Below are 21,042 nucleotides of genomic sequence, written 5' to 3' on the forward strand. Positions count from 1 at the left end.
GTTAGTTATCTTAAAATCTTTCGTTCCAATAAATAGTCTATCCACCTTTCCATTGGTGGCGCTATCCTCAATATTGAAGAAACGGCCACAAGATAAGCTATTGGCCACGATTTTAGCCATATTATTAGAAAATGGTGTGTAAAACCTATGTTAATTGCACTCTTCGTAAGCGCTGCTATGCCTTTAGTTATTGCTTCCATTGTTAAAGTAAGCCTTATTCTTTCTTCCTCTGCCGATCGAACTGCTTCAATCCAATGCAGCGCTATTTGCATTCATTACCTTTAATGCTTCTACCGGTGAGGACAAGAATAATTCATAAATCTTCGCTGTGTCTCCAACCCTGATTTCAAACACATCGTCCCTTAAGGAAGTTAACAACTCTTCTGCAACTACCGACGGATGAATTCCTTTGTGGCCATTTATTTCTTTCGAAAATGTAGTGTTCACCAATGGAGGCATAAGCTCGAAAACCTTAACAGAAGTATTGGATAAGGTTAGCCTTAATGAAGTGGTATATGAATGTAATGCCGCCTTGCTAGCTGCATAAGTAGGCAATATAAGGCCAGGAACATAAGCCACCACCGAAGAAACATTTACAATTGCAGCCTCTTTTTGCCCTTTTAATGTTGGCAAGAGCAATTGGTTCAACCTAATTACCGATAAATAATTTGTCAGCATCTCATCTTCTGCAATTAGATAAGAATCTTGGTTTATATTATCTAGCGGGTGTAACATGGCTCTTCCTGCATTGTTGATCACCATATTTAGGGCAGGGAACAACCTATTTAATGTGGCCACCAACTGCTTTACATCATTTGCCTTACTTACATCGGCCCTAATAGCCTTAACCTTAGGCAATTTTATTTTAGCTTCTTCCAAACGGCTTTCATCTCTACCCACAATAATGACTTCATTGCCATTTTCGCTGAGCAGTTTTGCGATTTCGAATCCAATGCCAGCACTTCCGCCGGTAATCAATACGGCATTATTTGTTGTTTTCATTGTCTTTATTATTTTTTATAGTGAATTAAAATTTGAAGATCATGCAAGTACTGGTGGCATGTGCATATAGTTGCCCTTTTTCATCTACCAATTGTGCTTCAACCAATGCTGTTCTACCTCCCACATAAACAACTTTACCTACCGCTTTTAACTCTTCGGTCTTAGTGGTCACTGCTTTTAGAAAATTAACTTTAAGTTCAAGTGTGGTATACGCTTTACCTATTTCGAGTAAAGTATGTAATGAACAGCCCATAGCCGAATCCAAAATAGCTGAAATTACACCCCCATGTACCGTACCGATAGGGTTATAATGAAATTCTTGTGGACGGAAAGAAAAAGATACACTCCCCTCCTCGAGCTCGCCAATCTTAAAATCCAAGGTATATAACAAAGGAGGCAAAGGCAGTTGGCCTGCCCCCATTGCGTTGAGGTAATCTATACCACTCATTTTTAGCGCTTGTTTCGCTGCTGGTTCGGGATTTTCCCAATGGATCTGTCTTGTTCTTTTCATAATTTTATACCAATTGGTATATTTTAGGTTAAAAAAATTTATAGTTCCTCTATCATTTTTTTCATGGATTTCATAATGAGTTCCATAGATTTTGAACTATCTGTTAACTTGGCAATCATAATCCCTCCCTCTATCATGGCAATCATGGTTAAGGCTATGCACTCTGTATCAAGTTCTGTCATAAACTCACCATTTTGTTTTCCTTCCTCAATAATACGCCTGATTTTGTTTTTCCAGGAAAGTATAGCTGAAATGGCTTTTTCTCTTAACGCCGGATGTGTATCATCTGCTTCTGTTGCCGTGTTAAGGATTGGGCAACCTCCTTCAGTAAGCAGGGGATTAAAGATTTGTTGATAATGGGTAGCATATACCATCAACTTATTCCTAGCGGTAACCTGACTGGCAAGTGCCGAAGCAAAAATATTGTTCAATTTCCCAAGGTTATAATCAAAAACAGCCAATGCCACTTCATCTTTGTTCATGAAATTACCATAAACACTGCCCTTCGTAAGCCCAGTAGCTGTTGTTATATCAGCTAGAGATGTACCCGCAAACCCTTTTTTATTAAAAATAGGCGCCGTTTTCTCAATAATAAATGCTTTGGTTCTTTCTGTTTTTGACATATTTCAATTTAACCACACAAATATATACCAATCGGTATTATTTAACAAAACAATTACTCCTAAAATGATCTTTCAAAGACAAAGGCTATAAAAAATCCCCCTAGGTATTATCCTAAAGGGATTTCTATAAATTAATATCTACAGCTATGCCCTCATTACCCCTATTTTCTTTCCATCAAAATCTGGAAATAATACCTTATCATTATTGATGCCCAAATGCATATCTGCCACTTCACTAAATACACTTCTAAAATCAGTAGTTACGGCCAGATCCCTACCATCTTCCAAGTTCTCTTTAGCCAATGGGTTGATCAATCCATGTACCAAACCACCATTTACGCTGTTGCCCAATATAAAGTTACATGAAGCCCTACCATGATCTGTTCCTCCCGTACCATTCTGCGCAACAGTACGACCAAATTCGGTCATGGTCATTACCGTTACCTCATCCTGATAGCGCGACAAATCATTCCAAAAAGCCATGATACTATCACTCAGGTCATTCACGTTACGCGCAAACACGCCCGTATCCTTACCTTGGTTAAAATGCGTATCCCATCCACCAGATTCGGCAAAAGCGACTTCCATACCCACGTCCATTTTAATCAATTGCGCAATTTGTTTCAAAGAACTTCCCAATGCGCTTGTTGGATATGTTACATTATTTTCAGGTTGATAACTTTTCACATCCGTTTTCTTCAACATTTTTATGGCTTCGAAACTTTCCTTTCCAGTGTTTTTCAAGAGATCGGAAGAGGTTTGATCATACAGATCTTCAAAGCTTTTTGAAGCTATGTTTGCTCCTGCCTGGTTCCCTTTCAACTGGATGTTGAAATCGGCCAAGTTTTTTATAGCTACAGCAGCATTCTCTCCATAAAAAGATCTTGGCAAGGAAGAAGTTAAGCTTACGCCCTGAAATGGGGTGGCTGCATCATGACCCAACAGGCCTACGGCCCTATTGAGCCAACCTGAGGAGGTTCCCTTTTTAAATGGGGTACCTGATTCCATAAAATCTTGCGCATCGAAATGTGAACGGGTATTATTAGGCGAACCTATTCCATGTACAATAGCCATTCTTTTTTCCCTAAACATAGGCTCAAAAGCCGCCATTGATGGGTGTAATCCAAATCTGCCATCTAAATCTATCAAAGGTTTTTCTGCACCTGCTTTAGCGGCCGACATAAACAAACCCGGACGAACTGCTTTAAGATAGTTATCGGTAAACGGAGTAACTGCCATTAGGCCATCCATTGCTCCACGTTGGAAAATACAAACCAATATCTTTCTCTTTTTAAAAAGCGAAGGGGCAACTGTACCTGCAACCGCATCGGCCAGAAATCCAGGTATACCACCCAAACCAATTCCAAATAGGGCTAAACCGCCTGCTTTTATAAATCCTCTTCTAGTTGTCATGATTAAAATTATTTACGTTGAAACTCTGGAGAGCCTATAATTACACCAACCACTTGTGCCAACATGGTATTGTTGCCTGCTTGTTGTTTAATGACTGGATTTTCGTTGGCCTTTTTACCACTTCCTATCTTGGCTGTTTGCTTATTGCCTGTTATCATTTCCATATCCTCTCTACCCATCATATCTTGTTGTTTGCCCGCCTTATTTTGTTCTGCGGCATTTGCCACTTTCTGCACCAGGTTAGGATCATTCAGCATGGGCTTCAAACGGCTTATCGTTTCCTCCAAGTTACGCTCTGGCATAATCAGCTTGCTATAAATGGTCAACGCCGACTCTATACTTTCTGGCTCCCGATTATTATTCATAGCAGGAAGATTAAGGCTAATACCAGGAATACGTTGCGAAGCCAAAGCTAAACCAAAGTTCATACGGTTCAATAGCGAACCTGTATTGATCCAATACTGGCCTTGATCTGGAAAACCGGTTGGTGCTTGATAATAATACATCTGCTGTCCCATTTTATTGATCCAACTATAAAGCTCATAAGGCTGTTTAATTGTCGCATCTAAACTTCTTACCGCACTCATGGCCAATTCAAAAGGCGATTTTGTTTTTTCCCTTAGTGAATCTGATGACCAAAATTCGGGTGCATTTACCATCGCAATCAATACACTTTGAATATTCCCATTGGAAGATTGAAACGTTTTGGCCATTTTATCGATCAGGCTTTTCGGAGGTTCATCGCTAACAAAACGGGTAGCCAGTTTCTTAGAAATAAATTGCGCAGTTGATTGATGATGAGCCAACATTTTTAACAGCTCCACCCCTTCTTCATAGCCTCCACCCGCAGCGAACTTCTTACCCAGCACTACTTTTTCCCCATTATCGTGTCTATTCATGGCAAACATAAAGTCACCATCTCTTACAAAACCATTTTTCTCCAGTTTATCTTCACCTATTCTTTCTACTACCTTGCGCATGGCCGAACCATAACCAATTTCTCCCATTGGGGCAATGGTCCAACCTGTAAGCACTCGGGCCGCTTGTGTTACATCACTTTGTGTATAACCTCCATCAACACCAAGTGTATGCAGTTCCATTACCTCACGTGCATAATTTTCATTTAACCCACCTTTGCTATTTTGTTCTTTTAGTTTTTGTATTCTTTCTTTTGCTCTTTTAAGCTGTACAGGGTTCATATTGGCCATCTGCATTTCCATATCCTGATTTTGCATCGGATCATTTTTACCAGAACTGGTAAAATTATCGAGATAGAGTAGCATAGCTGGAGATTTGGCTGTTTTGAGCAACAAATCTTCAAAATTGCCAAAGACATTAGGACGTATCACATCTCGCTCATAAGCCGGGACATAGCTTGCACATTGTGGTTTATTTAAGGCTACATTAAAATGATTAAACCAAAAATCTGTCATGATTTCCCTAAACTGGTTATTGGTGTAGGCTGCTCTTAGTATTTTTTGGCTAAAAAACTGACGATAAAGTTCCTGTAGGGGTTTATATCCCTTTGCTTTCATATAGGCGGCAAGCCCATCACGTTCGTACTTGCTATTACCGCTACTTACTGAATCTTTATTGATATAGCCTTCGTTAATGGCCAGCCTTTTAATTGAAGGTGTTCTCGGATATATATTTTCTACTTCTGTATTTGTAAGACGGATGGCATCATATTTCTCCAACATCTTATCCAAATCTTGGTCTTCTAAATTCCCTTCCAATTGTTTTTTGAGCCACTTATCCAATCCCATTTTTACCACTTCATCAACCTCCCCTACTTTAGCACCATAAGTAAATCTGCTCAATAGGTGTGCAGCCGCCTGTTGCTCGGTTAACCCCGCTTTTTTATAAGGCATATTGAGTTTCTGGCCAACTCCTACATACCGAACAAACGACGAAAACACCAACGCGGAACAGAATAAAATTACGCACAGGTAAAAATTGCGAATATTATATTTCATATCTTTTGGTTTAGTTCTATGGTAAGACATTAGAAGTTTGTGAAAGATTAATTGATCCTAAAATAATTTGGGCCATACTAAAAATTCATGCTTAACTATTCTTTAACAATGGTTTATCCATTTGGTTTACCATATTGAACCTAAAAAATTATTTGATAAAAAACAATTTTCAGCCAATATCAGGTAACATTGTACAACAGCGAATGACACTATCCTATAATACCAATAGGTTTTATCAATTACCTTCATCAAAAAAAAGGATTTTGAGTTGGTAATGGCCAAGACGATTTTTGAACAAAAAAAGCGCTAGTTTTCTTGAGTTAAGCTTTTTAAATACTTTTTAGACAGGTGTAAAACGATAAGTTGGCATTACATTAACGTATTTCCGACATCCAAACTTCTAATGGCACATCTTTTTCAATTTTGGCAGAGGCTTCAAAAACTAAATTTCCACCTTGCATCATTTCATCTTGCGTTAAATAATTACGCTGTAACGGTTTACCATTTAAAGTTATTGATTTAATGTATTTATTGTGAGCACCATAATTATTCACCTTAATATGGAAAGTTTTATGATTTGCCAATGAAATGGTAACTGAGCTAAAAAGTGGTACATTCAGGTAATAAATGGGCCAACCTGGACAAGCTGGCATTATTCCACATGCCGTTAACGCATACCATGCGGACATCGCGCCACCATCATCGTCCATGGTACGGATATAAGCTTTGGGCTCATTTTTATAAACCACACCTATAAAGGGATCAATGCCTTTACTGTTATCGTTAAAATAATATTGAATAACTGTATCAACGGCAAACCGATGCATCAACTCCTGTGATTTCCAAGGCATAGTGGTTACATTATACATGCCGGGCACCTGCAAATCTGGTTCATTGGCATGATTATACATATCTTCATCAAAAAAATGATCCAATTGTTTTACATATTGGTCCATGCCACCCATCAAGGCCACCAAACCTTTTACATCGAACGGCACAAACCAACGATATTGCCAGATGGTACCTTGATATAAACCACGTGCTTGTACTTTATCTACATCAGGCTTGCTAATATCCTTGAAATCCTTGTTCCAGTATTTTTTATAATCTAATGCTTTCTGTTTATATTTTTCACTTAGCTCGGGCTTTTTCAGTATACTTAAAATCTCCGATAAGGCCCAAGTATCATAACTCGATTCCAGCGCCTTATCGGGCTTGGAAAAATCCAGATGATCTACTTCCTTAATAAGCGAATCCGCTATTTTTGAAAAATCTACGTGATAGCCTTTTCGGTAAGAATCCAATAATACTACTATGGCATGTTCCGTTCTTACGGTATTGCTAGGTTCTGTTTGTGTAGCAAAATCCTTTTTACCAGACTCATAAAGATGGGCCAGTGAATTTACCATGCCCTGATATTGATTTGGCCACCCTATGGACAACAAAGGCAGTTGGGTACGGTAATTGTCCCAAACGGCCCAACCATTGTACCTAACCTCATTTACCTGCCTCACTTGTCCATCCGTAGACCTAAATGTACCATCACTTTCCGAAATTATATAAGGTGATTGAAGCGTTCTGTAAAGTAAGGAGTAAAAAAGTTTTTTCCTGGCCGAGTCGCCATTAACAATAATTTTGCTCAATGCTTCATTCCATCCTTTATGTGACTTATCTCTTATTTGGTCAAAACTACTCTTTGACAAGGACGCCTCAGCATAATTCATGCTCACAGAAGAGAAAGCGACTTTAATTTCGGCATTTCTGGAAGTTTCTGGAAGTTGAACCATTAATTTATGTGGTTCAGTTTCTGTTATTTTTACACCTTGACCAAACTCCAAATAATAATAGATCTTATAGGTCCCCGCATTACAAGTAGTACGGGCCTGGATCCAACCACTTATCGTATTTTTTCCCAACTGATGCTCTTCTGCCACAAATTTATTGGCCAATGTATAAGACAGATCAATATAAAATCCTTTTTCTCCCAAGGGGAATTGGTAGCGGTGCATGCCCATTTTTTCAAACACGGTCAACTCTGCCTTAATCTTATTCGTAAAATTTACCTGGTAATAACCTGGGCTTCCCTTTTGGGAAGATTTGATCAGGTCTAAAGAAGGATCCTTTCCTAAAAATGGCTTGATCAATAAATTACCCCCACTACCTTGACAACCTACCCCTTCAAATCTGTTGTGGGTAAATCCTAAAAAACGTTTAGCTTCATATTCATAGCCTGCATGTAGCTTCGGATAAGTTTGTGGGCCAATACTCAACATACTGAAAGGGTAACTGGCCGCAGGCGATAATTGACCATGATCGCCTGAAGTTCCCAAAAACACATTGACTTTACCTGCTATATCATCATTTTGCAAGCTATTTTGCGCCACACTAGCACTAGCCTGTACTATTAAAAAGAATGCCAAAACTGAATTGACGAAAGTTTTTTTTATCATGAGTAAATTGATGTAAACCGATCTAATACATAAATTTCACCGTAGTTATTGCGTTAGCTGTTTTAAAGTTAGCCACATATAAGCCTTTTTGAAAATTAGCAGGAACATTTATACGATTATGCCCCTTGGAAACTGCAATGCTTTTATCCAACATTTTCTTTCCATTAACATCTATGATCTTAAGACTTGACACTCCATGATCATTAGCATAGAAAGTAAGTTCTATGGCTTGCTGTGCTGGCTTTGCCACTACCTTGAACAGGGTTTGATCTTCCAAAGATTTAACAGCCAGCATTTTTGACAAAGACGAATTTCCATCGAAATCTACTTGTTTCAATTGATAATAGCTTGTACCAGAAAGTGGTTTGTAATCTACATAGGTATATCTTTGTGTTGCCGATGTAGTTCCATTACCTTTTATTGTACCTATTGAAGAAAAGCTAATTCCATTGTTAGAGCGTAATAGTTCAAAATGAGAATTATTCGTTTCTGTTTCGGTGGTCCAGTTTAATTTAATACTATTGTTTTGAGGAAAGACATTAAATGCACTTAATTGGATAGGCAGCGCTATCAAATCTGCCATATAATTAGCATAGGTAAAATCATCCAGATAAGCTTGTGCAGTATTACCCGTAGCGTTATAGCCTAAGAACACAAATGCATTGAGTGCTGCATCAGCGGCTAAGTTGTTGTCTGCATCCTTAAAGTTGGCATTACCAGTACTATAAATCAACTGAATACCATTCACCCAGATATGACTTGAACGGGCAGCAACAGTATATGTGGTACCCATATGGGTAGTAGTATTAATTTTAGTATATGTAGCATTTGTTGCTGAGTTATTAGCGTATACCTGGATATAATATTCTCCTCCGTTGGCAAAGGACACGCCGGGATTGAGTGTAGCATCCAATTCCTTAAAACCATCTAAACTGGCTGAAACAGTGCTGCGTTTCTCCCTTATAGATAATTTATAATTCGAGCTAGCCACATTCCAATGCATGAGCAAAATGGCCGGAAGACCACTGGTACTGGCATCATTAAAATTAATATTGTTAGAAAACTGGGTCGCTCCCGAAGAAGGTATAGCCGTACTCCAATCCATTGTACTGGCATCACCACCTATAGCAAATCTATAATCACCAGTGGTTCCAGCCTGAAATTTTAGCCTAAAACCTACACTGATCACACTGGTGCCTGCAATATTCAAGATTGAAAATTTACTGGTTGATGTTGAAGCAGGAGCTTTGAAGAACAATCTGCTTCCCGAACCTATTGTTGCAGAATTAACCAGCGTATAACCACTTACATTGCTATTGCCCGTCCATACCCTAGCTATTTGTCCATCTGCCGGAGCAGGTAATAAAGCATGCTCATGCGCACTTATCCCATCATTAGCCGACATTACACCTGCAGCCGAAGTTGGAGAGAGATTCCCTGTAGCTGTACCAAAATCATACTTCCAGCTTTTAGGTGTTTGCCCATAAACACTATTCACAACAATAGATACTAAAATGAGAAAAATCTGAAATTGCTTTTTCATAACTATTTTTAAATTAATTTTTGTCCAATTTTATATTATACTTTTTTAGAATATCTGTAATCAGTGGCTGGATATGGGCAAGCATCCTTTCATAGCCCAAATCGTTTGGATGTACACCATCTACCGTACCTTCATGATCGTTACCCAACATTTTTTCCGAGGTAATAAAATACAAGTCCTTTACACCTTTATCTAGCAGGGCAAGTACTTCCTGTTGAATGTTAATATTCTGGTTCTTTACCGTTTCGCCAAGAGTTTTATCCCAATAACCAGATTCCCTGATTACACTCTGCATCACGATAATTGGCACTTTAGGATGTTTGCTCCTAATGGTATTGATCATATATGCCGTACGTTCCTTAATTAAGGCCGGGTTGGTATTGGGCACGCAATCGAGAATATAGGCATCGGCATGAATAGCCGCTACCATATCGATCACTTCTGGCTCCATTTTGGCACTTCCACTTAACCCCAGATTAATAAAGTTAATTCCGGTTAGCCTCGATAGCCTGGCCGGATAGGCCATACCTGGTCTGCTAGCTCCTGTGCCCTGCACAATACTAGAACCATAGATCAATACCCTTTTGGCAAAAGGTTCTTCACCTGGGGCAATATTGGCCTTTTTATCTACCCCAATCTGTACTTCATCTACCTTATCATAAAGAGGTAAATACAATAGACATTCCTTTTCGGTATTATCCATTCTGCTAATGATGAGTTCGTCATTACAGACACCGCCCACTTTGCCAATCCCTGCAAATTGCCATTTGTCTCCGCGTTTGATGTAAAGATCGACGCCTTTGTGTGCTGTTGGAAACATATTAGCCAGAGCCCTGCTTTTAGACACACACCACTTGGCTGAAATCACCGTGCTATTTGTTTTAAAAGAAATAGCCAAGCCGGCCGAATTGGTCAATAATTGCGCTACACGAGTGGGCAAGCCTTTGTATTTATTGCTATCTATGCGATCGTAAACATTTTGCGTTTCTTCACTTTTACCAATTAATGTGAGTGCTTTGGCATTTATAAAATTCAACTGTTCGGTCTTTTGGGCATGGGCTATTACAGCGCCTATGCTCAGCAATGTGATAAAGAAGATGGTTTTAAATAATTGCTTCATGTTATTTTGATTTTTTTAGGAGCAGCAGCATTGGATAATGATCTGAGAGCACATCAGTAAGGTCATCCTTCACCAATGTAGCATCAATTGCGTCGACCTTTAAAGCTTCATTGATAAAGATGTAATCGATCCTGGTGTAATTATGATGGCGCCTAAGTTGGGTCGGCGCACTTTTGTCATAGGTAGAGTTAAATAAATGCCAAGTATCCTGCAGGCCGGCATCGAGCAGTTTTTGGATTGCCGTATAATCTATAGCACCATTATTGGTGATCTTCGTTCCTGGATTGTTTTTTTCGGCATTCCATACCAGTCTCATCTTGTCTGCATTTTCATAATCGCTTTTATCTAATGGAGACATGTTATTGAAATCGCCCATCAAAAGGATTTTTTCGTTCTTGGGAATTCGAAGGATGTACTTTAGCAGCGTATCTACTTCAACAATACGTTTCTCATACACCTTAGGGTCAAGATGGGTCACAAAAAAATGATAGCCGGCTATTTTCCCATATAAGAATCCATGCCGCATACCTTCCGTAACCTTAATTACATTGGTAATTGGGTATTTTGACATGAGTGCAATTGGAAAACCAGCCCTCTTCTGTAAAACCGTATAAGGGAAACCCGCACTTTTTGCGAGCTCCACGAGTTTGTCTTTCGAAAAACCATTCAGTTCCTGAAAAGCCACTACATCGGGACCTTTTTCGGTAACCCATCCTTGAAAAGCTTTAATGTAAATACTATCCTTTCTAAATCCTTCATAAACATTATAGGACAGGATCTTAAAGACACCAGGATCTTTTTCAGCAGAAAAAAGCAATTTTGTTTTCTCATAAGCTGCTATATTTTCTTTTTTCTGGGCAAGGCTCCAGTATGGAATTAGCATTAAAGCTATAATTATAATGCTGTACGCTGTTCTTCTTGACATATTATCTTTTTAAAATAAGTATCATTGGATAATGGTCAGATAAATAATCTGTAAAGGTATCTTTAACCAAATAGGCCTGTTGGTAATCTGCAGTTAAGGTCTTATTGATCCAGATGTAGTCTATTCTTGTGAAATTATTGTGGTTCCTTAATTTGGTAGGTGCACTTTTTTCGTAGTTAGCGCGAAACATCTTCCAAGTATCATAAAAATCTTCATTGATGATATTTTGGATAGTAGTATAATCGATCTGCCCATTGTTCAAAACCTTTGTACCTGGATTATTCACTTCCGATGCCTTAACCAGATCCATTTTAGCCGTATTGTCATAAAATGATGCATCTTGTGGCGACATGTTATTAAAATCGCCCATCATCAATATTTTTTCATGCTTTGCGATGCTTTTGGTACGCTGTAAAATGATCTCCATTTCAGATTTCCTGAAATCATAGGTTAATGGGCTCAAGTGGATCACAAAAAAATGGTAATCTAAAATAGTTGCCTCTATAAGGTGAAGATTTGATGGTACTGACTTTACATTGGTTATTGGATATTTTGAAATTAAAGCTACCGGTAAGCCTGCCTCATGATGCATTAAGCTATAGGAGAACCCCATGTCCTTAGCAAAACTTTGCAGGCCTATCTTTGTGAAATTTTTCATTTCCTGCAACGCAATTACATCGGGTTTAACTGTATCAATCCATTTTTTAAAGTTTTCAATATTTACGGGATCATTTCTAAAGCCTTCATAGACGTTATAAGACAAAACCTTTAGTTTTTCTAAAGATGTAGCTTGAGTAATTGCATTTTTTCTACATGCATTCAACACACATACCACTAGCATTAGCGTGACTATACCTTTTAGCATCCATAATTCATGTATGCTAAATCCCTTTGTTTTTTTTATTGTTGCCACCAGACCTTGGTTCTTAAGTTATCACCGCCAATTCTTGCGGCCACCTCATCATAATTGGGTTTATTTGTGGCTTTTACACTTAAAGGGTATTCAAATCTAACGGGCATTACTCCATTATTCTCTACGGCTGGACCTACTGGCAGAACAGGAAATCCTGTTCTACGATAATCATACCAAGCTTCGAACCCAGAAAAGAACATCGCAATATATTTCTGGCTCATGAGGCGTTCCATGTTTGCTGTGGCACCAGTAAATCTAACACCACTTCTACCCAGATATGTGGTTCCTGCTCCGCCATCCCAGGTACATTTCCACTGCCTCCAAGAAGCTTCTACACCTTTGTTAAAATAGGACTGGGCATCTGCACTGATCCAACCTTTTAGTGCTGCCTCACTCAAACAAAAATTCACTTCGGCCCAGGTTAGAATAGGATAGGGATAATCATCGGCTTTGAGGGTAGTAGCATAGGTCGAACTTCCTATACCGTTATTAGCAGCCATTTCTGCCGCTTCCTGCTCGGTATATCCACTTGCAATTCCCGAATAGGCTCCCGTAGAATTTTTAGTGGCATACCTAAACCTTCTGCCATCAACCGTACTATTCATCAGATCCATTAAAGGCTTGCCCATCCTTCTACTTCCACTAAATTCTGTAGCCGACATTTCGAAAAACAGATTGATAAATGGTTTAACACCATTATATTTCATCATTGCTTCATCATCATTGCTTGCAATCAGTGGATATTTGGTAGGATTGCCAAACATCTCGGCAATTTGTGCAGGAGCATTTATCTCGGTCTTGTTGGACACACGTACCAATAACCGTAAACGAAGTGAATTGGCAAATTTCTTCCATTTCACCACATCGTTACTGTAAATCAAATCTGTACTTTCGAATGTTTTGGTTTCATTAAATAAATCATTGGCCTTTTTTAAATCGGTCAACAAACTCTCATACACTGATTTTTGGGTATCAAACTTTGGATAATACAATTCCTCTTTACCTCTAAATGCTTCCTTATAGGGAATATCACCAAACATATCTGTAAGGTTAGAGACAAACCAAGCTTTCATCACCAGAGCTGCTCCCATATTGTTTACATCATTTATCTTTTCGGCTAGCAGGTACATTTCATGCATATCGTTGGCTCTACGGTAAAGATTGGCCCAAATAGGATCAAACTCATTTTCCTTAAAAACATACCTTGCAAAATCGTTCAGCAAACCTGTTTCTACAGTATATTGCATCAACTCATTATTGATCCGATGTGCACGTTTGGTGATAAGCCACATTCCTTCAAACTGTGCAGGAGCCAAAAGTGTACCAGGCGCTACTGCCGTTAAACGGTTAGGATCTTTATTAAGATCTTCAAAATCTTTTGTACAGGAGCTGGTTATTCCTATAATACTGCATAAAAACAATAGGGGTAAGTATCTTAATGACTTTTTCATATCGTATATATTTAAAAAGATGCTTTAATTGTTGCTCCAAAACTTCTTGTGGAAGGGAATTGTCCGGTTTCGAAGCCTGGTTCTACCCTATTTCTGTTTAGAGTGGCTATTTCCGGATCGTATAATGGAAATTTGGTAAATAACAATAGATCTCTGCCATAAACACTTAGAGAAGCCGTTTTAACACCTATCCTATTTACCCATTTAGGAGCAAACCTATACTCCAGGCTAGCTTCTCTAAGTTTAACATAGGAGGCATCGAATGTATTGGCTTCCACATTATCTCTCAGGTACATCTGGGTATAATACCCTGGCGCATCGGCAAGCACATCGTTAGGTCTATAGGTCCCATCTGCATTCCGCTGTACACCTTGACCAATAAACCCCTCATAACGTCCATAAAGGGTAGAAGCCAGTTTTCCATTTCCCGCCAGTACAGAATGGGAAAAAGAATAAATATCTCCACCCATCTGGCCATCAAAAAGGAATGAGAAGCTCCAGTTTTTATAAGTAAACTGATTTTGTATGCCACCCTTCCAGTCTGGCACGGCAGAACCAATGTATTTGATATGATCAGTATCAATAATGGGATAACCGCTTGCATCATGCACAATTTGTCCGTCAGGTGAGCGCAAATAGCCCGAACCATAGATATCGCCTATTGCTCCGCCCACCTTAGCTTGAATATAACCTCTTGGTCCAGTTGCCATAATAATAGTTTCTATACCTTCGGCCAATTCCTTAATTGTACTTTTATTCTTTGACCAGGTTAATGTAGTTTTCCATTTCAATTTGCTACCCTTATCTACAGGACTGCCAGTCAGCGCAATTTCCCATCCCCTGTTGTTAATCAAGCCCGCGTTGAATACTCTATATTGATATCCTGTTGAAGGGTCATTTGGCACCTCCAAGATTTGATTTTTACTATTGGAATCGTAATAAGTCAGATCTAGGTTTAGCCTGTTTTTGAAAAATCTAACATCTAAACCCAGCTCTCTATTGGTAATAATTTCTGGTTTGAGGTTATCTCCGCCAGGCAATGTTGTAGGGTTGGTATAACTCCCCCCAAAATCGGATGTAGTATAATATAAACTTGTTCGATAAGGGCTCGTATCATTACCCACTTGCGCTATAGAGCCCCTTACTTTCATAAACGATAAAGGTTTAATTGCGGAAAGGTTAAGCATTTCTGTTAATACGACACTTCCGGAAACGGAATAATAGAAATAGGAATTATTTACTTTTGGTAAGGCACTTGACCAATCATTCCTTCCTGTTACATCAAGAAATAAGTAAGTTTTATAATTAAATTGCGCCATGCTATATAATCCTTGAACTTCTTTATTGGTCCTGTTAGGCTCTACCAGTGGTCTATCCTTTGCATTTGCCAGGGTATAGATACCCGGATAACTTAGACGTTCTGCAGTAATCATGGTATTTTTAGTCTGCTGACGTGTTATACTTCCTCCTGCAGAAAAAGAAAGGCCTATATTTTCTGAAAGCTTCTCGTCATACTTGTACAAAAAATCGAAATTCTGCTCTTTTGAGCTCACATTTTGTTCCTGATAACGACCTGTGGCAAAACGAATGCTGCTATAGGGCCTACGGAATGTTCTAAATGATGTACTGTGGTCAATTCCTCCCCTTAACTGCAGATTCATTTTTTTGTTAAAGGCATAGGAGGCGGTAATATTTCCAAATATCCGATCGTAATCTACCGTATTGATATTTTCATATAGCACAAAGTAGGGATTGTCTATGGCCGAATTCAACCTGTTGTTTTGTGCAATACCTTCTTGTCCCGGTTTCCAGTAATTGGCATTCCAACCAAAAGGTATATTGGCAGAACCATACATTACCGCATACATATAGGTATTAGAATTATAACCCGACAAGGGTAAATTGTCACTTCCCTTATGGTAATAATTAACCCTGGTGTTCAGCTGAAAATTATTCAGTTTGCTATTGCTAGAAAACGATAAACGGTTAAAGGTGTAACCTGTATTAGGCAAAATGTATTCGTTGCGCTGATCATTATAAGAAAGCCTAATTGCATTTTTACTATCCCCACCTGTGAGGGTGACAGTATTATTATACGTTAGCCCTGTAGTAAAAGCGTCCTTAACATAATTCTTATCTGCTAGCCATGGTGTTTTTGTAGTACCTGTCGTTTGTGTTGACGGATCATACTGATAGAATTGCTGTCCTTCGAACCTTGGCCCGAAAGAACGTGAGGAATGTGTACTGGCACCATCGGGACTGGCACCATAAGAATAATATAGATTTTTACCTGCATTTCCAGCTCCATATTCATACTGAAAATCGGGATAATGCAACACATTATCTATGGTTATCCCACTGTTAAATGCCGCACCAAATCTTTCCTTTTTTTCTGAATTTGATTTAGTGGTAATTAATATAGCCCCCGATGCTGCCCTAGAGCCATATAAAGCCGCAGCTGAAGGCCCCCTCAAAATGCTTACCTCTTTAATATCTTCTGGATTAATATCACTCAGTGCATTTCCATAGTCAACTGGGGTTTCGGTACCACCTGTAGCGCCATAGCTTAGGCCATTGTTACCGATCATACCACTGGTTACAGGAACACCATCTATTACGATTAAAGGATCTCCCTTCTCCAGATCCAGTGAATTTTGACCACGCAAGGTGATCCTAACAGACCCTCCTGGCCCAGTTCCCGTTTTTGATATATTTAATCCAGGCACTTTACCCGACAGTGCATTCACCCAATTACTGGGTGCTGTTTTAGCAATCTCCTCTCCGTCTATCTTTGAAACTGCATAACCTAAACTCTTTTCTTCCCTTTTAATCCCTAAAGCCGTAATCACCACATTATCGAGCTCGTTAGTTTGCTGTTCGAGTATAATGGAAATGGAAGAGTTACCCGCCTTTACATTTTGTATCTTTTTGGTCTGATAAGACATAAAACTTATTTCCAAGGTATAGGCATCTTTTTCCACCGGTATCTTAAAAATACCCTGATGATTGCTGGTTACATTCTTTCTTAGCTCTACTACCGTAATATTTGCACCGGGCAATGGACCACCCTGTTCATCCATCACCTTACCTATAATAAATTGTGTTTCCTGTAGATTGGCATTGCTGTCTTCTTTAGTTACAATCACGATCTTATTGGCTTGGAAAATATATTTTAGCGAGGTTTTTTTTAACAACTGCTCCAATACCACTACTATAGGGGCGGCTGTTACATTGATGTTTATTTTATCATAGCCCTCTACAAGTTTTTCATTAAAAACAACCTGAATTCCAGATGTCTTTTGAATGGCTGCTAATGCCGTTCTTAAATTTTGATTTTGAAGATGAAGGGTGATCTTTACTGTTGGAGGAGATTGGGCTTTTATATTTCCTGTCCAAAGAAAAGGGCCGTACATCATGAAAAGAAATAACAAACGATAGAAATGTTTCATATATGATCTAGCTACTTTAAGTACATCTCAAATTCTATTTGATGTACCTGTTAATTAGAGATATATCCTACAAAAAGCTTGATGGTAGTATACCGGACAAAAAATAAAACATAACAAACTAATTATCAGCGAAATATTTTACAAAAACAATAAAAACAAATGCCATTATAATGCATTAGTGCTACATCAAATCATTTAAAATAATTGAGAAATATTCTTTTATTTTTTCTGGAAAAAGACGGTATCACCTTTAAGTTGATAGGCAAGATTATTGGCACTGCTTAAGACTAATAATATATCCTCTAGTCGATCGCCCTGGCTAAAGCCAGCAGTAAGACGATATTCTTTTATGCTCTCCTGCTCAAAGTAGATTTTCACTTTATATTTATGGCTTAAAGTAGCACATACATCTACCAAACGGTCATTATTGAAGCTAAGGTTTCCTTTTTGCCAGGCAATTACATTATTGGCATCTACACTTTCTTTTTGCATTACGCCTGTATTTGCCCTTACAGTTACTTGTTCATCTGGTAAAAGTAGAATACTGTTGGCCTTATCTCCATCTTGATTGCTATTTTCACTTACCCTTACTTTGCCCCTGGTCACGGCAATCTGAATATGACCTAGGTAAGTATAAGCTTTAACATTAAAGGCCGTACCTAATACTTGGGTGGTCAGATTTTTAGAAACCACTATAAAAGGCTTATCCTCATTATGGGTCACATCGAAATAGGCCTCTCCTTCTATAAGAAATACCTCGCGATTGGCCCTGTTAAATTTTTCAGGATATTTAAACTTGCTATTGGCATTTAACCATACTTTAGAGCCATCACTTAAGGTTAACTGTAGTTGTTTACCATCTAACACTTGTTTCTCGATGTATACAACAGGATCAATGATATTATAAATTTCTTCCTTAAGGAATAAAAAAGAACAAAAGAACACGATAATTGCAGCGGCAATCTTTACGATAAAATTCCAATTCTTTTGTTTCACCGCTATTTGCTGATCAATCCGTTCTTTTATTAATCTTCCACTGGTTATTTCTTCTTCCGCTGTCCATTCCCAACTCCCTCCTTCAGACTGGGCATCAAACCACTGCTCTAAGATTTCTTTTTCCTTAGCTGTGCACTTGTTATTACGATAACGTTCTAAAAGTTCATCGATACCTTTTATATCCATAGTATGATAATATCCTGAAAAATAGGCTTTGGTAGTAGATATTTCAAAATATTTTATACAACAGACTAAAAATCAGCAAAATAAAACAGTCCAACATCTGTTTTATGAGAAAAAAATATTTATTAGGTACTTTACAATTGGAGACAGCATCAAGAAACCGATCAGGAACATGGTATCGTTGTTCAATACCAACTTAAAATGCTTCAAAGCATTGTTTATTTGTTTTTTAACAGTTTTATCTGAAATATTAAGTTTTTCGGATATTTCTTTGTGGCTAAGATTTTCCCGCCTGCTCAACACGAAAACCTCTCTCATTTTTACGGGTAGTTTTTCAATCTCTATCTCAATAATAGCATTAAGTTCCTTTGCCGCATAATCTTCATTGACTACATCCTGTCTTTCTACCAAATAAGTGGCCAATGTTTCGGCATGTTTGCTCTTTTTCAAGGTATCCTGCACATAGCTTATTCCTTTATAACGTGCGGCGGTGAACAAATAAGCAGCTAATGTTCCATTGACATTTATCTCTTTCCTACGTATCCACAACGATACAAATATCTCCTGCACCATATCTTGTGCAGCCTCCTTGTCGCGAATAGCTTTTACAATATAAAGAAATAACCTATTCCAGTAACGATTATAAATCTGATCAAAAGCCTCCCTATTTCCCTCGCATAGCAAATGGAAAAGACGTTCATCTTCTACAGCATGATAAATTTTGTTGGACATGGTTTATTTGGCAAAACTAATCTAGTGAAATTAAATTAAGGTTTGCTTAACATTATCAATAAATACCATTTCGCTTTTCCCTTTTCAAAATGCCTATTAAAATGAGCTGTCCGTAATCCCTCACCGGAGAATCAATAAATTTACCATAGATGCCGAAATGGGCCTCAGTACCTTCACCATAAAAAAATAGTTTGAGCAGGCAATAAGTTCTTAATTCGATCCTTCAAATAAGTAACCACTATATGCCAAACCTTTGGCCACACTTTTAAAATTGTCTCCAGCATTCAGGGTAAGATGGGGAAATTTATTTTTAAATAATTTCTGAATGCTGCCCACCATAGAAGTACCTCCCGTTAAAAAAAGACTATCAATATCCTTTACCGCTATATCATGTTGCAACATGAACTCATTGAGGTAAGCCGAAATCCGATCCACATCCTTTTTAATTATCTGCTCATAATCTTCCAGTGAAATATTCTCTTCAATTTGGATGTCCATTTGATGATAACTAAAAGAAGCCTTGTTTGCATTTGACAAAGTGATTTTAGTGCTTTCTATGGCCTGAAATACCGAATAGCCCAGATTATTTTCGATGAGGGTGATCAGGTTTTTAAATTTTCGGTCTTTTCCTGAGTAATAATAATAATTTTCAATGTCCTTCTTAATGCGCTGTCCATTAAAAAAATTCATTTGTTCCCAGGTACAGATATTGGCAAAAAGCGATTTTGGAACCGTTAGTACCTTACCTGGCGTAGCTTCATATTGCGTATGCTTACCAAAATAAGGTGTGCCCTTTTCCCACATAAAAGCCGAATCAAAACTGTCTCCTCCTACATAAATACCTCCCGTAGCCATCATGTCGTTCTTACGGTCCTTGCTACCCACCTTTGTAGGGTCGAGTACCAAATAAGTGAAATCTGTAGTACCTCCGCCCAAATCGGCTACCAATACCTTTTCTTTTTTTACAAGTGTCTTCTCATAAGCGAAAGCCGCTCCTATAGGCTCAAACTGAAAACGAACTTCGGTAAATCCGGCAATCTCAGCTGCTTTGTTCAGCCTGTTTTGTGCCAAGGTATCCTTCTGCACATTATCATCATCAAAAAACACCGGCCTACCAATTACCGCCTTTCTACAATCCTGTCCAATCAATGCATCTGCCCTGGTTTTCAATTCCTTTAAAATAATGGCCACCAAATCTGAAGCATTATATTTTTTATTATGTATACGCGTTTCGGTAAAGCTACTTCTAGATAAAATCTGCTTAATGGATTTTATGAAACGTCCTTTCATGCCATCATTCAGATAGGCCGAAATAGCCTCTTCACCTACCACATAATTTTTAGCATTCCCAGCCATTAACTGATGATAAAAGTAAATAAGTGAAGGGATAATGATGGTACTATGAATTTCTTTCGAATCTTCATCATAGATGGCCAATGCCGAATTGGTCGTTCCAAAATCAATTCCGTATAAAAATTTCTTCATGGCGCAGGAGATAAAACAATAAAATTGGTGGAGGGGCGGCGAAGGTACCAAAAAGTAGCCAGAAAAAAAATGGCAAGCTATTTTTTTCCTTAAAAACTGGCTAAAAATGAAATTATTATCTCTTCCAATCTTCGGTACAGGTTAATGGTTATTATAGCGTGAAATTTAGACAGGTTTTTGGTCATGAACGCTATCCTATTAAATTCAACACTGATTACTTTATAAAAGCCATAGTCCATTTAAAAACCATGATTTAAAGACAATAACACA

The 21,042-nt window shown here is 38.3% G+C and carries 16 protein-coding genes; all 16 read right to left on the reverse strand.

Annotated elements, in window-relative coordinates; translation table 11 throughout:
* Positions 1 to 5: 5 nt before the first annotated feature.
* Complete coding sequence (locus JHD79_RS23125) at positions 6 to 272, reverse strand: DUF2798 domain-containing protein (protein WP_370583304.1); 267 nt, start codon at positions 270 to 272, stop codon at positions 6 to 8.
* On the reverse strand, positions 247 to 1,002 hold the full coding sequence (locus tag JHD79_RS05445) for an SDR family oxidoreductase (RefSeq protein WP_199118197.1): 756 nt from the start codon (positions 1,000 to 1,002) through the stop codon (positions 247 to 249). Before JHD79_RS05445 ends, JHD79_RS23125 begins: the two co-directional genes overlap by 26 nt.
* A gap of 25 nt (positions 1,003 to 1,027) precedes the next feature.
* Complete coding sequence (locus JHD79_RS05450; RefSeq protein WP_199118198.1) at positions 1,028 to 1,513, reverse strand: PaaI family thioesterase; 486 nt, start codon at positions 1,511 to 1,513, stop codon at positions 1,028 to 1,030.
* Between the two features lie 38 nt (positions 1,514 to 1,551).
* Positions 1,552 to 2,136, reverse strand: a complete 585-nt coding sequence (locus JHD79_RS05455; protein ID WP_199118199.1) for a TetR/AcrR family transcriptional regulator — start codon at positions 2,134 to 2,136, stop codon at positions 1,552 to 1,554.
* A gap of 144 nt (positions 2,137 to 2,280) precedes the next feature.
* Positions 2,281 to 3,549 carry a DUF1501 domain-containing protein gene (locus JHD79_RS05460; protein ID WP_199118200.1) on the reverse strand — a complete coding sequence of 423 codons (1,269 nt, stop codon included), beginning with the start codon at positions 3,547 to 3,549 and terminating at the stop codon, positions 2,281 to 2,283.
* Positions 3,550 to 3,557: 8 nt separating this feature from the next.
* Positions 3,558 to 5,525 carry a DUF1800 domain-containing protein gene (locus JHD79_RS05465; protein WP_199118201.1) on the reverse strand — a complete coding sequence of 656 codons (1,968 nt, stop codon included), beginning with the start codon at positions 5,523 to 5,525 and terminating at the stop codon, positions 3,558 to 3,560.
* Between the two features lie 374 nt (positions 5,526 to 5,899).
* A complete protein-coding gene (locus JHD79_RS05470) occupies positions 5,900 to 7,975 on the reverse strand; it encodes a glycoside hydrolase domain-containing protein (protein WP_199118202.1) in 2,076 nt (691 codons plus the stop codon).
* A gap of 22 nt (positions 7,976 to 7,997) precedes the next feature.
* The gene (locus JHD79_RS05475) at positions 7,998 to 9,518 is read right to left on the reverse strand and encodes a T9SS type A sorting domain-containing protein (protein WP_199118203.1); all 1,521 of its coding nucleotides are present in this window, start codon (positions 9,516 to 9,518) and stop codon (positions 7,998 to 8,000) included.
* 13 nt (positions 9,519 to 9,531) lie between these two features.
* A complete protein-coding gene (locus JHD79_RS05480; RefSeq protein ID WP_199118204.1) occupies positions 9,532 to 10,638 on the reverse strand; it encodes an SGNH/GDSL hydrolase family protein in 1,107 nt (368 codons plus the stop codon).
* Between the two features lies 1 nt (position 10,639).
* The gene (locus tag JHD79_RS05485; RefSeq protein ID WP_199118205.1) at positions 10,640 to 11,563 is read right to left on the reverse strand and encodes an endonuclease/exonuclease/phosphatase family protein; all 924 of its coding nucleotides are present in this window, start codon (positions 11,561 to 11,563) and stop codon (positions 10,640 to 10,642) included.
* Position 11,564: 1 nt separating this feature from the next.
* Positions 11,565 to 12,476, reverse strand: coding sequence for an endonuclease/exonuclease/phosphatase family protein (locus JHD79_RS05490; protein ID WP_199118206.1), 912 nt, complete (start codon positions 12,474 to 12,476; stop codon positions 11,565 to 11,567).
* Positions 12,464 to 13,927, reverse strand: a complete 1,464-nt coding sequence (locus tag JHD79_RS05495) for a SusD/RagB family nutrient-binding outer membrane lipoprotein (RefSeq protein WP_199118207.1) — start codon at positions 13,925 to 13,927, stop codon at positions 12,464 to 12,466. The genes JHD79_RS05490 and JHD79_RS05495 overlap by 13 nt, the downstream gene beginning before the upstream one ends.
* A gap of 11 nt (positions 13,928 to 13,938) precedes the next feature.
* The gene (locus tag JHD79_RS05500) at positions 13,939 to 17,376 is read right to left on the reverse strand and encodes a SusC/RagA family TonB-linked outer membrane protein (RefSeq protein ID WP_199118208.1); all 3,438 of its coding nucleotides are present in this window, start codon (positions 17,374 to 17,376) and stop codon (positions 13,939 to 13,941) included.
* 219 nt (positions 17,377 to 17,595) lie between these two features.
* A complete protein-coding gene (locus JHD79_RS05505) occupies positions 17,596 to 18,558 on the reverse strand; it encodes a FecR family protein (RefSeq protein WP_199118209.1) in 963 nt (320 codons plus the stop codon).
* 102 nt (positions 18,559 to 18,660) lie between these two features.
* Positions 18,661 to 19,287, reverse strand: a complete 627-nt coding sequence (locus JHD79_RS05510; protein WP_199118210.1) for an RNA polymerase sigma-70 factor — start codon at positions 19,285 to 19,287, stop codon at positions 18,661 to 18,663.
* 210 nt (positions 19,288 to 19,497) lie between these two features.
* Positions 19,498 to 20,772 (reverse strand): Hsp70 family protein, encoded by a 1,275-nt coding sequence (locus tag JHD79_RS05515; protein ID WP_199118211.1) that lies wholly within the window; start codon positions 20,770 to 20,772, stop codon positions 19,498 to 19,500.
* Between the last annotated feature and the right edge of the window lie 270 nt (positions 20,773 to 21,042).

This window comes from Pedobacter sp. ASV28 (assembly GCF_016428855.1).
Taxonomy (GTDB): domain Bacteria; phylum Bacteroidota; class Bacteroidia; order Sphingobacteriales; family Sphingobacteriaceae; genus Pedobacter.

Bases quoted from the DNA above. Each gene is read 5' to 3' on its own strand.
- JHD79_RS05450 (WP_199118198.1), bottom strand. From the start codon at position 1,513: ATGAAAAGAACAAGACAGATCCATTGGGAAAATCCCGAACCAGCAGCG.
- JHD79_RS05515 (WP_199118211.1), bottom strand. From the start codon at position 20,772: ATGAAGAAATTTTTATACGGAATTGATTTTGGAACGACCAATTCGGCA.
- JHD79_RS05505 (WP_199118209.1), bottom strand. From the start codon at position 18,558: ATGGATATAAAAGGTATCGATGAACTTTTAGAACGTTATCGTAATAAC.
- JHD79_RS05510 (WP_199118210.1), bottom strand. From the start codon at position 19,287: ATGTCCAACAAAATTTATCATGCTGTAGAAGATGAACGTCTTTTCCAT.
- JHD79_RS05485 (WP_199118205.1), bottom strand. From the start codon at position 11,563: ATGTCAAGAAGAACAGCGTACAGCATTATAATTATAGCTTTAATGCTA.
- JHD79_RS05480 (WP_199118204.1), bottom strand. From the start codon at position 10,638: ATGAAGCAATTATTTAAAACCATCTTCTTTATCACATTGCTGAGCATA.
- JHD79_RS05460 (WP_199118200.1), bottom strand. From the start codon at position 3,549: ATGACAACTAGAAGAGGATTTATAAAAGCAGGCGGTTTAGCCCTATTT.
- JHD79_RS05495 (WP_199118207.1), bottom strand. From the start codon at position 13,927: ATGAAAAAGTCATTAAGATACTTACCCCTATTGTTTTTATGCAGTATT.
- JHD79_RS05470 (WP_199118202.1), bottom strand. From the start codon at position 7,975: ATGATAAAAAAAACTTTCGTCAATTCAGTTTTGGCATTCTTTTTAATA.
- JHD79_RS05445 (WP_199118197.1), bottom strand. From the start codon at position 1,002: ATGAAAACAACAAATAATGCCGTATTGATTACCGGCGGAAGTGCTGGC.
- JHD79_RS05500 (WP_199118208.1), bottom strand. From the start codon at position 17,376: ATGAAACATTTCTATCGTTTGTTATTTCTTTTCATGATGTACGGCCCT.
- JHD79_RS23125 (WP_370583304.1), bottom strand. From the start codon at position 272: ATGCAAATAGCGCTGCATTGGATTGAAGCAGTTCGATCGGCAGAGGAA.
- JHD79_RS05455 (WP_199118199.1), bottom strand. From the start codon at position 2,136: ATGTCAAAAACAGAAAGAACCAAAGCATTTATTATTGAGAAAACGGCG.
- JHD79_RS05465 (WP_199118201.1), bottom strand. From the start codon at position 5,525: ATGAAATATAATATTCGCAATTTTTACCTGTGCGTAATTTTATTCTGT.
- JHD79_RS05475 (WP_199118203.1), bottom strand. From the start codon at position 9,518: ATGAAAAAGCAATTTCAGATTTTTCTCATTTTAGTATCTATTGTTGTG.